A 15964-nucleotide genomic window follows, 5' to 3' on the forward strand; every position below is an offset into this window, starting at 1 on the left:
TGTGTGATGAAAGTCGCGAAAATGGCTGATGGGGTGGCGCTGCTTTCTCCGGTTAATTGATTAGCGCTGCAAAGAAGCCGGAAGAACGGCTGGGGAAATCATGATTCGGGGTTGCATGAGGAGTTTCGGGGCGGTGCCGCCAGTATTGGTGGTGCGCGTATGCCCGTGGTTGGCGGTCCGCCGTGACATGGCCTGGCGCTACCTGGACGCGTGCCGATGAGCCGGACCTACCATTTCATCGCTGGTCTGCCGCGCTCGGGCTCCACGTTGCTGGCCGGCATCCTGCGCCAGAACCCGCGCTTCCATGCCGCGATGAGCAGCCCGGTCGCGGGCCTGATCAATGGCGCACTGGAGCAGATGGGCGCCGGCGGCGAGTCGGCGGCGTTCTTTGACGAAGCCAAGCGCAAGGCGATCTGCCGGGCCATGCTGGAGGCGTACTACGCCGATGTGGTCGCACCGGTGGTGTTTGACACCAACCGCCACTGGACCGCGCGCATGCACCAGCTGGCCGGCCTGGTGCCGGACTTCAAGGTCATCTGCTGCGTGCGTAATCCGGCCTGGGTGATGGACAGCTTCGAAGCCATCCACCGCAGAAATCCATTCGACTACAGCCGCATGTTCAACCCGGCCACGCGTCAGACTGTGTACAGCCGCTGCGAGCAGCTGATCAGCGCCGATGGCGCGGTCGGCAGTGCATGGACCGCATTGAAGGAAGCCTATTACGGCGACTTCTCCGGGCGCCTGTTGCTGGTGGATTACGAACTACTGAGTCGTCATCCGCAGCGCACCCTGCAGCTGGTTTACCAGTTTTTGGGGGAAGCGGCGTTCGTGCACGACTTTGACAACGTCGAGTACGCAGAGGAGGCGTTCGACCAGCAGCTGGGCGTCAAGGGGCTGCACGACGTGCGTCGCAAAGTTGAATTCAAGAGCCGGCGCAGCATCCTGCCGCCGGATCTGTTCACCAAATACCAGGACATGGATTTCTGGCAGGACCAGACGGGTACCTCCGCCGGCATCATCGCCGCCCGTCGTTCCGAGAGCCAGGCTCCGCTCATTACCAAGGCCAACCCATGAAGCATGCACTGTTCGGCGCACTTTCCACGCTGCTGCTCCCGTTCTCCGCACACGCTGCCGCGTCCTCCGCAGGTGGCTATCTGATGCGGGGTGGTTACCAGCCGCGTAGCTATATGCGCGTTGATGGGCGCGAGCGGTCCACGGATGCATCACGCAGCCAGTCCATGCCACAGCGGACGGCATCAGCGAAGCGTCGCATGGCTGCTGCAGCGATGAATGAAGGCAATGCGGCGCTGGCCATCCAGGCGGGCCGTGCGGTTCGGGAACTGATCATCATTGACGCAGCGGTGCCCGACAAAGCGGCGTTCATGCGCGAGCTTAGACCCGGCATCGATGTCATCGAGCTGAAAGCAGGCGAGTCCGGCCTGGCCCAGTTGAAGGCAGTGTTGGCGGGTTATCACGGGCTATCGGCGCTGCATATTGTTTCGCATGCCGAGCAGGGCACGTTGCTGCTGGGTAACAGCCGCGTGGACGCACAGGTGTTGAAGCATGAAGTGGACACGTTGGCCAGCCTGCGTGGCGCTTTGACCGATGGTGCGGACCTGCTGCTGTACGGCTGCGATCTTGCAGCCGGTGCTGAGGGTGGAGAGCTGCTCGACATCCTGCGGGCGGACACCGGCCTCAACATCGCCGCGTCGATCGACAAGACCGGCAATGCGGAGCAGGGTGGCGACTGGGAGCTGGAAGTGCAGCGCGGTGATGTGACCGCATCCCTGCCGTTCTCGCCACGGAGCTTGAAGGATTTTTCGTCGGTACTGGCGTTAAAAAACTATCAGGGCAGCGAGTTCTGCGGCAACTACCAATATTGCAGTGCTGCTACGACATCCCCGGATGGAAGAATGAGGGCCGAAGCGCTTGCTGCGCCTTCTTATGGGTACATGGGTTCGATCATCGCAATGGTGAGGGGGCCCAATAGTTCAACCTTGAGTTTCACGGCCAACAGCGCGCAGTTGGCCGCATTCAAGCTGACGGGGTTGAATGTCGATTTCTCGGTGAGCAGCGGCTGCACCAGCGCCAGTCTGATCGGGCAATCGGCTACTGGGGGGACGATCATAGCCGCGATTCCCATCGCCGGAGGCGTGTCCAACGTGTCCCTTCCTGCGAACTTGAGCGAAGCCAAGCTGACTGGCTTCAGTGTGCAGTTCTCAGGATGCGCGGTAGCGGCTGCCGGGGTAAGAAGCTTCACGATCGATGACCTGCCGCCTCCCCAGGTCAGCAATGTGAGTTCCAGCAACACCAATGGCACCTACGGCGTGGGTGACCCAATCGGTGTTCAGATCGCCTTCGACAGTGCGGTCACGGTTACCGGAACGCCACAATTGATGCTGGAAACCGGAGCCACCGATAGGCTGGCGAGTTATGTGGGCGGCAGCGGCAGCAGCAGTCTGATGTTCAGCTACACCGTGCAAGCCGGCGACATCTCGGCAGACCTGGACTACGCCTCGCCCGCTGCGCTGTCACTCAATGGTGGCACCATCAAGAATGCGGAAGGTGCAGACGCGGTGCTGACGTTGGTGACGCCGGGGACGGCGGGCTCGTTGGGCGCGAACAAGGACCTGGTCATCATGGGCGGATCGCCGTCGGTCACTGACGCGCGTATCAGCATCAGTGGCGCCAGCGGCATCGGGGGCGCCTACAAGATCGGCGATACGGTGACCGCAACGTGGAACAACACCGCAAGCGGTGACAACAACGCCGGGATCACGGGGGTGACTGTCGACTTCAGCCAGTTCGGCGGTGGGAATGCCGTAGCAGCCTCGAACAGCAGCAATACCTGGACCGCGACCTACACGATTACCGCAGGCAGCATCGACACGGCCAACCGCAACGTCAGCGTGACGGCCAACAGCGCCGGCGGTGTCACCACCACCGCCGACACCTCCAATGCCACCGTGGACACCATTGCACCCACGGTGACCGATGGCAGGATCAGCATCAGTGGCGCCAGCGGCACCAATGGTGCCTACAGGATCGGCGACACGGTGACCGCCACCTGGAACAACACCGCTGGTGGCGACAACAACTCCGATTCGATCTCCAACGTGACGGTGAACTTCAGCCAGTTCGGTGGTGGTTCCGCCGTGGCGGCCACCAACAGTTCCGGCACCTGGACGGCGACCTACACCATCGTTGCCGGTGCCATCGACATGAGCGGCCGCAATGTCACCGTCACTGCGACCGACAACGCCGGCAACACCACCTCGACGTCGGATACCAGCAACGCCAGCGTGGACAACATCGCGCCTTCGGTGAGCAGCATTGTGGTGAGTGGCACGCCCGGCGCGGGCGATACCTCGATGGCGTTCACCGCGAACTTCAGTGAATCGGTCAGCAACGTATCCACCGATGATTTCACGCTGGTTGGCACGGGCAGCGCGAGCGGGTCGATTGCCAGCGTGTCGGCGTCGTCCGGCTCAGCGATCAACGTCAATGTCGCGGGAATCAGTGGTACTGGTACCCTCAAGATCAATCTCAATGGTTCGACGAATGTTGCCGACGATGCCGGTAACATCGTGGCGGCCTTCAGCGGCGGGTCCACGCATCCGGTGGCCATTCTGACTGCACCCGATGCACCTGCCATCGGTGCAGCATTGCCGGGTGATGGACAGGTGGCCGTGACGTTGAGCGCGCCGGCCAGCAATGGTGGCTCGCCGATCACCACTTACACGGCAACGGCCAGCCCAGGCGGAGCCTTCGGCACGTGCGCGGGCCCTTCGGCATGCACGGCGACGGTCACCGGTTTAAGCAATGGCACCCCGTACACCTTCACAGCGACAGCGACCAACGCCATCGGCACCAGCCCGGCCTCGGCTCAGAGTGGCCAAGCCACGCCCAAGGGCAACCAGACCATCACCTTCGCCAATCCCGGTGCGCAGAACTACGGTACCTCGCCCGATCTGTCGGTCTTGAATGGTGGGGCTTCATCGACGTCGGGCCTGATGGTGGTGTTCACCTCATCGACCACTGGCGTCTGCACGATCACCGGTGATGGCGTGCTGAGCTTTCTCACCGCCGGGAGCTGCACGGTAGACGCCGACCAGACTGGCAACAGCAGCTGGAACGCGGCGCCCACGGTCAGCCGTACCTTCGCGGTCAATGCGATCGTGCCGGGGGCACCGACCATCGGGACGGCGATGGCCGGTGACACGCAGGCGGAGGTGATGTTCACCGCGCCGGCCAGCACCGGTGGCGCGGCCATCACGAGCTATACGGTGACCTCCAATCCGGGCAATCTGAGCGGCACCGGTGCTAGTGCGCCGATCGCCGTGACGGGTTTGACCAACGGCGCGTCCTACACCTTCACCGTCACCGCGAGCAACAGCGCCGGGATCAGCGCTGCTTCGGGTGCATCCAACCAGATCGTGCCGGCTTCGCCGCAGACCATTACCTTCGCCAACCCGGGTACGCAGAATTACGGCACATCACCGAACCTGTCGATCCTCGGTGGTGGCGTTTCGTCGACGTCGCTGCTGACGGTGACGTTCACCTCATCAACAACGGCGGTCTGCACGATCACCTCCGCTGGCGTGCTGACTTTCTTTACCGCCGGTACCTGCACCATCAATGCCGACCAGGCAGGCAATTCATCGTTCCTGCCTGCCCCACAAGTGACGCGCTCGTTCACGGTCAGTCCGGTTGTGCCCGGTGCGCCTGTCGGTGCCGTGGCTTCCGCCGGTGACACACAGGCACGTATCGACTTCGTGGCACCGGTGGATATTGGTGGGTCGGCCATCACCGGCTACACCGTCACTGTCAGCCCTGCCGATGTCGCGCCGGTAAGCGGGGCAAGCTCTCCGATCGTGGTGTCCGGGCTGACCAACGGCCAGGCGTATACCTTCAGCGTCACTGCGGACAATGTCGCCGGCACCGGGCCTGCTTCGGTTGCATCCAACAGCACCACGCCGAAGGCAACGCAGACCATTACGTTCAATGCGCCGAGCGCGCAGAACTTCGGAACCACGCCGACGTTTTCGGCCACATCGGACTCCGGCTTGAATCCGGCCTTCACCTCGAGCACGACGGGCGTTTGCACCATCACCTCGCTCGGTGCGGTGACCTTCCTGAGCGCGGGCACCTGCACCATCAACGCCGACCAGCCGGGTAACGGCAGCTACCTGGCGGCGCCGCAGGTGACCCGCAATTTCGCCGTCAATGCGGTGGTGCCGGGTACGCCGACCATCGGCATCGCAACTGCACAGGGCATCGACACGGCGGAGATCAACTTCACCGCGCCGGCCAGCAGCGGTGGCGTGGCGATCACCGGCTACACGGTGACGGCAAACCCGGGCGGCTTGACCCAGGGCGGCGCGTCCAGCCCGATCACCTTTACCGGTCTGAATCCGGCCACGACGTATACGTTCACGGTAACCGCGACCAACAGCGTTGGCACCGGTTCGGCATCGGCGGCCTCCAATCCGGTCACCACCATCCCGCTGCTGCAGGCCAACGATGTCAGCGACAGCGTGGCATATGGCGCCGGCGCAACCCACATCGGTCTGTCGATCACCGGCACCGCCGATGAAGTGCTGATCATCGCGCAGCCGGCGCATGGCATTGCCGCCGTCAGTGGCACCACGGTCACCTACCAGCCGCATCCCGGTTACGCAGGTCCGGACCAGTTCACCTATGCCGCCAAGGATGCCTACAGCACCTCGGCAGCGGCACGCGTGGACATCACCGTGTCTGCTCCCGCGCTGGTGATGACGACGACTACGTTGCCGGCTGCAAAGGCCAGCACGCCCTATGTGCAGACCGTGACCGCCAATGGTGGTACCGGCCCGTACCGCTATGCGGTCAGCAGTGGCAGCCTGCCCAACGGCCTGCAGCTGTCGACGGATGGTGCGCTCACTGGTACGCCGACCCAGGTGGGCACCTTCAACGTGACCATCACCGCCACCGACAGCAGCACCGGCGCTGGGCCGTTCGATGTGTCGCAGGCCTTCGCTCTGGAAGTGGTTGCCGCGCAGGTGGAGCTGGATCTGGATGTGCTGCCGCCGGCCAGTGGCGACCAGGACTACACGCAGGCGCTGACGGCGCGCGGTGGTACCGCGCCGTACCGCTTCGCAGTGACCAGCGGCCAGCTGCCGCCGGGCCTGTCTTTGGCAGCCGACGGTACGTTCTCCGGTGAACCGGAAGCGGCAGGCAGTTACACCTTCGCGCTGGAGGTGACCGACGCCAACGGCTTCACCGGCACCGCCTCGCTGACGCTGAAGGTGGAACTGACCGCGCAGGCGATCACCGCCATGACCACCGATCCGCAGGCGCCGGTGTTCGTGCAGGGCGGCAGCTTCACGGTATCGGCCAATGGCGGCGCCTCGGGCAACCCGGTGCTGTTCAGCAGCGCCTCGCCGGGCGTGTGCTCGGTGTCCGCTGCACAGGTGACGATGCTGGCGGCGGGCAACTGCGTATTGAACGCCGACCAGGCCGGCAACGCCATGTATCGGGCCGCAACCCAGGCGCGTCTGGAGGTTGCGATCGCTGCGGCCACGCCGACCCTGCAATGGGTACAGGCGTTGACCAAGGTCTACGGTGAAGCGGCATTCGACCTGGTCGATCCGCACAGCGACAGCCAGGGGGCTTTCACCTTCAGCAGCAGCAACGCGGCGGTGGCCACGGTCAGCGGTCGCACCGTGACCCTGGTCGGTGCCGGCACTGCCACCCTGGTTGCCACGCAGCAGGCGCATGGCAGCTACACCGCGGCAACGGTCGAAGTGGAGCTGACGGTAAATGCGCGCCCGGACCCGACGCTGGATGCGGAGGTGCGCGGCGGGGTGCAGGCGCAGGTGGACGCGAGCGTGCGCTTTGCACGCGTGCAGCTGAGCAACATCCAGGCGCGCCTGCAGCAGGTGCGCTCCGGCGACAACCCGTCCTCGGCAGCGCTGACGCTGGCCTATGCCGGCGATGCGCTGGGCCAGGGCATGTCGGTGCCGGTGACGCTGCCGATGAACTCGTGGAACGCCTTGCCGACCGGCTGGGGTGGCTGGATGTCCGGCACCGCGACCTTCGGCAACAGTGGCCAGCAGAATGGCGGCGAGTTTGATTTCCACACCGATGGCATCAGCCTGGGCCTGGACCGTGCGCTGGGCGAGAACGCCTTGATGGGTGCGGCGGCCAGCATGGGCCGCAACCGCAGCCGTCAGGATCATTCCCCGTCACGCATGGATGCCGACCAGTACTCGCTGGCGCTGTACGGCCTGTGGCGTTCGGGCGAGCACCTGTTCGTCGATGGCGTGCTGGCCCACGGCTGGCTGGACCTGGACATGGCGCGCTGGAGCGAGGTGATGGCCCGCTCCGCATCGGGACAGCGCGATGGCCGGCAGACCTTTGGTGCGCTTACCTTCGGCTACCAGCAGCAGCACGACCGCTTCTCGCTGGCCGGTTACGGCCGCTTCGATGGCAGCCGCAGCACGCTGGACAGCTACCGTGAGCATGGTCTGGGTGCATACGACCTGGACTACGCCGCGCAGACGGTGGACAACAGCGGTCTGGCGGTCGGCATGGACGGCAGCTACCTGTGGCGTGGCGATACGCTGGAACTGCGCCCGTTCTGGAAGATCGAATACCGGCAGTCGTTGTCCAACACCGGCGATGCACGCATCAACTACGTGCAGCAGCCGGTGCCGGGTGGTTACCGGTTGGGCATGAGCAGCTATGCCGACGACATGCTGACCCTCGGTGCAGGTATGGACCTGCGGACGCAACGCGGTTGGTTGATCTCGTTGCTGTTCGGCCGCGACCAGGGCCGCAGCAGTGACAGCAGCAACAGCGTCGGCCTGCGTGTCTCGTACGGAAAGGGCGGTGCTTCAACGATGGACATGGACGCCTATTCGGCCGATGGCCAGATGATGGGCTGCCAGGGCCGGCGTTGTCGCAATGGCCAGATGCGTGGCGGCGACGTCCATCCCTGAACCACTGTGCAGGCCCCGGCAATGATTGCCGGGGCCTGCAAAAAGCGGCGTCCAGCCCGGCCCCGTGCCGGGCTTTTCGTTTCTTTGCGCCGCGCTCCGGTACGATCTGCGCTGACAGGTGATCCGGCCCATCGTTCCATGCGCGGTGGATCATGGACTGTCTGCCGCCTGGGAATGGCAGCGCTCACAGGGGAAGGCAATGACGCCGATCGGCAATGACAACGCGTTCGAAATCTACGACCAGCTGCCCGATGCGGTGTTCATGGTGGGGGCGGGCAATCGCATCACATACGCCAGCGCCGCGTGCGAGGACATCTTCGGCTATGTGCCGGGTGAGCTGGTCGGCGTATCGCTGCTGGACCTGGTGATGCCAGAGGAGCAGGACCGGACGTTGCGGGAAGCCCGCAGTGTGGTGAGCAGTGGGGCACGGGTAGGGTTCGAGAACCGCTACCTGCACAAGCAGGGCAACGCGGTCCATGTGAGCTGGTCGGCGCGCTGGCTGCAGGCGCAACAGCTGCGCATCGGCGTTGCCCGCGACGTCACCGCCTTGCGTTGCAACGCGCCTTCGACGGTGGAGTCCTTGCTGGCCAAGGCCAATCTCGCGCCGCATGAAAAAAAGGTGCTGCGCCTGCTGCTCACCGATGCCACCGAAAAGCAGATCGCCGACCAGCTGGGGCTGGCGGTATCAACCACGCATTCCTATGTCTCGGCGATCTTCCGCAAGTTCGGTGTGCGCGGCCGTGCCGGGCTGATGAGCCTGTGGCTGAAGTCACTGAAGATAGATGCCCATCTGTGAAGTGGACGCTCGATCACGCACGGTGCTCGGCAGGGTCTGTCCACCCTGCTAAATAGCAGGATTGGGCAATCGCGATGGGTTGCCTAGCATGCCCGGGTGATGCATCGACGCTTGCTGCAAAGCGGACGGCGACGCCCGTCTTGTGCCTGCACCTCTGGTATGGCGGCTCGGACGCTGTGCGTTCGCGCCGCTGCTTGTTTCGACAACGAGCCGTCCGCTCGGCCGGGGATGACATCGCCTGATGGTGCCAACGCTGTAGTCGCAAGGCCGCCGCTGGCTGTGCTGTTGTCGCGATGCGACGAATGCAGGGTGCTGTCGGTGCGTGCGTCTGGGACGCCACGTGGCGGCGCTGGCATGCGAGGACGACCGCCAGCTCGGCGCGTGCACTGCCAGACGCACGCACCGCCTCAGCATGCCGCGCCTGTATCCGTACGGCGTGTGCCTCGGCCATCGCTTTCATCTTCGCAACAACGGGCGGTTGTGCCCGGCATTCGCCTTGGGGGCACCGCATGAATCGTGTTTATCGTCTGATCTTCAATCACAACCTCGGCGTGATGCAGGTTGCCTCGGAGCTGTCCTGCGCGGCGGGGTGTGGCGGACACACGCGCCAGCGCGCTGCACGTGCCATGTCTGCCCAGCTGCTGGGCGCGGCGCTGTGCATGGCGCTGACGGTCCCGGCCGCGCAGGCTGCCGACCAGAATTGGTTCGGTAGTGGAATGGCCAACTGGCACGATGCGGCAACCTGGGGTACGGGCCGTGTGCCTGTTGCTGTCGATGTGGTGCGTTTGTACGGCACAGGCATATTGACGCTGCGCGCCGGTGAAGTCGGTGCAGCCAACCGCGTCCGGATCCATGACGGCACCCTGCAGGTCCACGGCACGTTGGGCCTGAGTGACGGCTATGTCGAGGTTGGCGTTGACCCTGCAAACAACGCAACGATGGCTGTCAGCGGTGCGGATGCGGAGTTGCATGGAATTACACAACTGATCCTGGGCCTTACCGGCGCGGGGTCATTCAGCGTGAGCGCGGGCGGCAGCGGCACCAGTAATCATGTTTTCGTGGGTGCTTACGCTGGCAGCAGCGGATCGATGTCGGTGTCGGGAACGGGATCACGCTGGACCAACTCCGGCCAGCTGCAGGTGGGCCCGGCAGGTTTCGGAAGCCTGCTGGTCGAGCAGGGCGGGCAGGTGCTGAGCAGGGGCCGCAGCATGGTGGGTATCGAAGCCACGAGTGAAGGTACCGTTGTGGTCCGCGGCAGCGGTTCACGCTGGGAGAATCAAGACCTGCTGTGGATAGGCATGAGTGGCAGCGGCATGCTCGACATCGACAAGGCAGGCACCGTAACCAGCAGCTCCACGACGCTGGCCGAAGGGGGCGATGGCAAGGGCACACTCAACCTGCTTGGCAACGGCACGGATGGACGCGGTGTGCTCATTACCGGACAACTGATTCACGGCGGCGGTGACGCCACGCTCAACCTCGATGGCGGCATCCTGCAGGCCACGCGCAACCAGCTCAGTTTCCTTCCCGGGTTTTCCACGCTCGCGGTGGGTGGCGAAGGCGCATGGTTTGACACTGCCGGTTTCAACATCGGAGTGGGCACGGCGTTCACGTCGCCGTCTGGTGGTGGTCTCAACAAGCAGGGCGCGGGCACGCTGATGCTGAGCGGCGACAGCAGTGCGTTCAGCGGGCGCACCACGGTCAATGCCGGCATCCTGTCGGTCAACAACGCGCTTGGTGGTGATGTGCAGGTCAACAGCGGCGGCACGCTCGCCGGCAGTGGCCGCATCGGCGGCGACGTGCAGGTGCGCGACGGTGCCAGGCTGACTCCCGGCAACAGCCCCGGCACGCTGACCATCGATGGTGACCTGACGTTGCATGACGGCGCCACCACCGTGGTCGAACTGAATCAGCCCGGCGTGGTGGGCGGTGTCAACAACGACCTGATCGAAGTCGGCGGCAATCTGGCGCTGGGTGGCAGCCTGCAGGCCAGCGTGTCCTCGGCCGGCTGGTATCGGCTGTTCAACTATGGGGGCACGCTGTCCGGTGGCTTTGACAGCGTCACCGCAACGGTTGCGTCATCGCCCGGCGCCCGCGCGCTGATCGATACGGCTACGACGCACCAGGTGAGCCTGTCGGTGCTGGCCAGTGGCCACACGCTGCAGTTCTGGAATGGCAGAGCAAGCGGCGCCGGCACTGGTGTGGTGGGTGGCAACGGCAGCTGGAGCAACAGCGGCAACAACTGGACCGATGCCGGCGGCACCACGGCCGCAGGTTGGAGCGGCTCGGTGGCGGTGTTCATGGGCACGGCCGGTGCGGTGGATGTGCAGGGCATGCAGTCCTTCGACACGCTGCAGTTCAAGACCGATGGCTATCGTCTGAATGCCGGCACGGGCGGCCAGTTGGCATTGAGCCCGGCCAGCGGCAGTGCCGCCACCATCAACATCGATGGCGGCGTGCACGCAGAGCTGGACGTGGCGCTGGTGGATGGCAGCGGCAATGCGCTGCGCAAGGTGGGTGCCGGCACGCTCAGCTTGCATGCGGCCAGCAGCTACAGCGGCGGTACCGAGGTCAGTGAGGGCAGCCTGGTGGTGGCCGGCAACACCGTGCTGGGCAGCGGCGCGGTGCGGGTGGACAACCACGCCGGGCGGGATGCCACCTTGCAGGTGACAGCGGGCAACCTGCTGTCCAACGCGCTCATCCTGGACAACGGCGGCACGCTGGACAACGCCGGCGGCGTGGATGCGGGCGTCACGCCGGTGGGGGGCGGTCTCGGTGGCGCGGTGATCCGCAACCAGGGCGTCATCGTCGGTGCAACGCTGGCGGTGGATCTGCTGGGCGGTGGTGACGTCCACAACGCGGCCGGCGCGGTGATCGGCGCTGACGTCGCGGTGCGCTCGGGCGGGGCGGTGATGCTCGACAACGCAGGCGTGCTCGACGGTGATGTGCAGCTGGCTGAAAACGCCCAGCACCAGGTGACGTTGCACGCCTACAGCACGGTCAGCGGTGATCTGGATATCGGCAGCAATGCCGCTTCCACGCTCACGCTGGATGTCGATGACGGCCTTGCCTATCTGCATTCACACGCGGTGGTTGGCGACACCCGTTTCTCGGGACAGCTGGACAAGCGTGGCGCCGGTGCATGGATCATCGATCGCGATCTCAACGCCGCAAGCACCACGCTCAGCGAAGGCATCCTGCAGCTGGGCACCGGTGCGGCGGGCAGCACCCGCGGCAGCCTGGGCGACGGCGCCATCATCAACCAGGGCCTGCTGGTGATCGCGCGCGCCGACGACTTCACGATGCGCAATGCGATCAGCGGCAGCGGCGGCTTCATCAAGGAGTCCAGCAACACACTGACACTCACCGGGGCCAACAGTTCGACCGGTGACTTCGATATCCAGCGCGGCACACTGATGCTGAGCGGGGCTGGTGGCGTCGGTAGTGGCGCGCTTTCCTTTGGCAATGCCGGCGCCACGCTGGACATGAGTGCTGCCGATGGCGACCGTCGCGTTGCGGCGTTGAGTGGCGTTGAAGGCAGCAGCATCGTGTTGGGTGCGAACGACCTGATTCTTGGCGATGCAACGAACCGCAGTTTCGACGGCGTGCTCAGCGGCAGCGGCGGCATCGTCAAGCAGGGCAGTGGAACGCAGACCTTGGCCGGCGCCAACACCTACAGCGGCGGCACGACGATCCAGGGCGGCACGCTGGCCATCGCTGGTGCCGGCTCGCTGGATGAGCACGGCGATGTGGCGCTGACCGGCAGTGATGCCGTTTTCGACATCAGCCGCACGGCCAGGGTGCAGTCCGTCGGCAGCCTGGCCGGCGTGAACGGCAGCATCGTGTCGGTTGGCAGCAATGCGTTGCGCTTCGGCGATACGGACGCTGCCCAGTTCAGCGGCAGCTTCATCGGCGATGGCACGTTGACCAAGCAGGGCAGCGGCAGCCTGCTGCTCGACGGCGACAACCGTGCATTCGTTGGCCGCATGACGGTCGATGCAGGCACGCTGCGCCTGAATGGCCAGTTGGGCGGCGATATGCAGGTCAATGCCGCTGCTGCGCTGGTCGGCAATGGCTATATCGGCGGCAGCCTGGAGCTGGCTGGCACGCTTGCACCGGGCAACAGCATCGGGCGGCTGGAGATTGGTGGTGACCTGCTATTGACAGCAGGAAGCACCTACGCCGCGGAGATCGATGCCAGTCACGGTGATGCGGTGCATGCCGGCGGTGTGGCAACGCTGCAGGGTGGCACGCTGCAGGTGATCGCGCTGGATGAGAAGACCAGCTACCGCGACGGCTACCGCTATACGCTGCTCAGCGCCGATGGCGGCATCACCGGCGGCTTCGGGAGGCTGGTTACGCCGTCTGCTTTCCTGCCGCTTGCACTGGACTACAGCGGCAACGCGTTGGTACTACGCATCGATCAACCTTCCGATTTCAGCACGGCGGCGGAAACCCGGAACCAGCACGCTACCGCGGTGGCGTTGAACACGCTGCCGCAGTCGGGCGAGGCACTGGTGCTCTACAACACGCTGCTGATGTTCGACGGCGCCACCGCGCGCGGCGCGTTTGATGCGCTCTCCGGTGAGATTCATGCCGGCACCCGCGCGCTGCTGCTGGATGACCGCTTTGTGGACGATGCGGTCAATCGCCGCCTGCACGGCGATGTGACCCAGACGCAGGGGCAACGCGGCACGCTGTGGCTGGGTGGCAGCGGTCGCAGCACGCGTCAGGCCGGTGATGGTAACGGCACGCAGTCCCACGATTATCGCGATGGCATGTTGCTTGGTGCGGACCTGCAACTGGGCGAACAGGGCGTGCTGGGTGCGGTGATCGGTACGCAACGTCTGCGGCAGCGTCTGCCTCGCCACGAGTCGTTGGCCAAGGCGCAGGACACCGTGGTGGGCCTGTATGCGCAGGGCCGATGGGGTGGCTTGAGCATGGCAGGCAACGTGTCGTACAGCCGTTACCGCATCGACAGCGAACGCACCGTGCAGCTGGACAGCGTCGGCACGCAGATGCTGCGCGCCAGCTACGACGCACAGGCCACCACCGCACAGCTCGAACTGGCCTGGACGAGGGCATTGGGAACGATGCAGATGCAACCCTACCTGCAGGTCACCGGCCAGTGGCTGCACAGCGACGCCGCTCAGGAGTGGGGCGGCTCGGCGGCCCTGGCAGTGCAGGACGATGATGCGCAACGCCTGGTCGGTCGTATCGGCGTGCGCGGCATCTGGGATGTCAGTGGTGGCTCGGCTGCGGCACCAGCACTGCTGCGCGTCGGCCTGGGCTGGGAGCATGCCAGCGCTGATCTGTCCGCTTCCAGTCGCCAACATTTCGTGGCTGGTGGTGATGTGTTCGAGGTGCTGTCCACGGCCCGCGCGCGTAATGCCCTGGTCGCTGAAGCCGCAGTGGATGTGGCGACGGGGCGTCGCAGTCAATTGTCACTGGCCGCACAGGCGCGCAGCGGTGATGGCGTCCGCGAGTTGGGCGCACAGTTGAACTGGCGCCTGGGCTTCTGAGTGATGCCCACAGGTTGGGCATGCGGGATCTGGTGCAGAGGCCGGGATCGATTCCCACAGGTCAGATCCACTCCCGCCTCCGCCGCCAACGGCGGGGGCGGGGACCGGTTGCATGTCATCGTCATAGGGGCCGATGCGTGCCCCAAGGTTGTTCGAGGGCCGCGAGGAGCGGCAGCAGATGCTCCGCCCCCGCGATCTTCAGTCCTTGATCACGGCCGCACGGTGTTGGAGATGATCTCCACCCAATAGCCGTCCGGGTCCTTGATGAAGGCCAGGTTCTTCATGCGGCCATCGGTCAGGCGCTTCTGGAACGCCACGTTCAATGCTTCAAAACGCGCGCATGCCGTTTCAATGTCAGGTACCGATACGCAGATATGGCCGAAGCCGCGCGGGTCGCTGTTGCCGTCGTGGTAGACCGGGCCATCCTGCTGCTCGGTGCCGTGGTTGTGGGTGAGTTCCAGCACGCCGGGGATGCCGGCCATCCACAGGCGGCGTTCTGAATCGTCCTCGGGAATCTGCGTGCCAGCGGGTACATAGGCGAGGAAGTACAGGCTGAATTCGGCCTCGGGGAAGTCGCGCTGATCGATCAACCGGAAGCCCAGCACGCGCGTGTAGAAATCCAGCGATGCATGGATGTCCTTGACCCGCAGCATGGTGTGGTTGAAGACGAAACCGTTGGTTTCGGCCGGCACCTGCGCAGTCACGCCGGGCTGTTGGTGGAGGGTTTGGAGGCTCATGGGGTACGTCCTGGTGTCGTGAATGGGGAGGGCGGAACGGGCTGTTCTTGGCTGTGATTCAAGTTGCATCTGCAATCAACGTCGCAGGAAAAAAGTTGCGGTTGAAAGCAGTGGCGCGATAGACAGCGCAGCTTGTTTGCATCAACAGAAAAAATCATCAATGTCATGCCTTGCGCATCTTGGCGGTGTCAGATGCGCTGGCTATGCTGCGTTGCAGGGTAGTCATTCTCGCTTTGCCAGGAACTGAAGGGCAGTTGCCTGTTCCTTGAATGGGGCAGAGATGACGCCGCTGCAAGGGCTGCACCGGTAGCGCGCAGGGTGCGTGCCCTGAAAAGGATGCGCTGGGAGGCACGAGGGAGTTGACAGGTCTTCTCCCGACGCGTTATTCATTGTTTGTATATACAAATAGACGGAGTCCTCGGGAACACCATGCCGTACCGCTTGTGGCTGCCACTGCTGCTGATCTGCGTGCTTGCAGCCGAAGGCGTGCTTGGGGCATGGGCGGGCGCGCGGATGGCGATGGAGACGGTGGCCAGTGTGGCCACCGACACCGGGGCTGGTGCGGTAGATCCCGATTGCGAGCCGGCCAAGCCGGTGCTGGCCCAAACCCATGGCGACCACGGCCGCGGCACCATGCCGGCGCATCATGCCGACTGCACCTGCGTGGACAGCACCGGCTGCGAATGCGTCTGCGTGCTGGTGCTGTATCCCCCCACGTCGGTGAAGCTGTTTGCCGGTACCCATCCCCCGGTATCGCTCGATACCGCATTGCCTGTGCTTGAGCTGCCAGCCAGCAAACTTTCGCGGGTATTCCGACCTCCCATCGCTTGACCTGTCGTCCCTGCGTCATCACGACGTTGCAGTGCCCCTGCGTGCGCCCTTTGTGCACGCGGACATCGCCCAGAGACAGGTTTACCCAGCGGGAGA

The 15964-nt window shown here is 64.7% G+C and carries 6 protein-coding genes; 5 read left to right on the forward strand and 1 reads right to left on the reverse strand.

What is annotated here, in order from left to right; genetic code table 11:
• Positions 1 to 216: 216 nt before the first annotated feature.
• The 4 genes from ABB26_RS00755 (at position 217) to ABB26_RS00770 (ending at position 14300) form a co-directional block, all read left to right on the forward strand.
• On the forward strand, positions 217 to 1074 hold the full coding sequence (locus ABB26_RS00755) for a sulfotransferase family protein (protein WP_057631667.1): 858 nt from the start codon (positions 217 to 219) through the stop codon (positions 1072 to 1074).
• Positions 1071 to 7982, forward strand: coding sequence for a DUF4347 domain-containing protein (locus ABB26_RS00760; protein ID WP_057631668.1), 6912 nt, complete (start codon positions 1071 to 1073; stop codon positions 7980 to 7982). The genes ABB26_RS00755 and ABB26_RS00760 overlap by 4 nt, the downstream gene beginning before the upstream one ends.
• Before the next feature lie 199 nt (positions 7983 to 8181).
• Positions 8182 to 8778 carry a LuxR family transcriptional regulator gene (locus ABB26_RS00765; RefSeq protein ID WP_057631669.1) on the forward strand — a complete coding sequence of 199 codons (597 nt, stop codon included), beginning with the start codon at positions 8182 to 8184 and terminating at the stop codon, positions 8776 to 8778.
• Positions 8779 to 9287: 509 nt separating this feature from the next.
• Positions 9288 to 14300: an autotransporter domain-containing protein gene (locus ABB26_RS00770; RefSeq protein ID WP_057631670.1), complete on the forward strand. Its 5013-nt coding sequence runs from the start codon at positions 9288 to 9290 to the stop codon at positions 14298 to 14300.
• A 209-nt stretch (positions 14301 to 14509) separates the two neighbouring features.
• Here the strand turns inward: ABB26_RS00770 and gloA are convergent, their stop codons facing one another.
• On the reverse strand, positions 14510 to 15037 hold the full coding sequence (gene gloA, locus ABB26_RS00775; protein ID WP_057631671.1) for a lactoylglutathione lyase: 528 nt from the start codon (positions 15035 to 15037) through the stop codon (positions 14510 to 14512).
• Between the two features lie 429 nt (positions 15038 to 15466).
• Between gloA and ABB26_RS00780 the strand changes: the two genes are divergently transcribed.
• A complete protein-coding gene (locus ABB26_RS00780; RefSeq protein ID WP_057631672.1) occupies positions 15467 to 15868 on the forward strand; it encodes a CopL family metal-binding regulatory protein in 402 nt (133 codons plus the stop codon).
• Positions 15869 to 15964 lie beyond the last annotated feature (96 nt).

It is taken from the genome of Stenotrophomonas humi, assembly GCF_001431415.1.
GTDB classification, from domain to species: domain Bacteria; phylum Pseudomonadota; class Gammaproteobacteria; order Xanthomonadales; family Xanthomonadaceae; genus Stenotrophomonas; species Stenotrophomonas humi.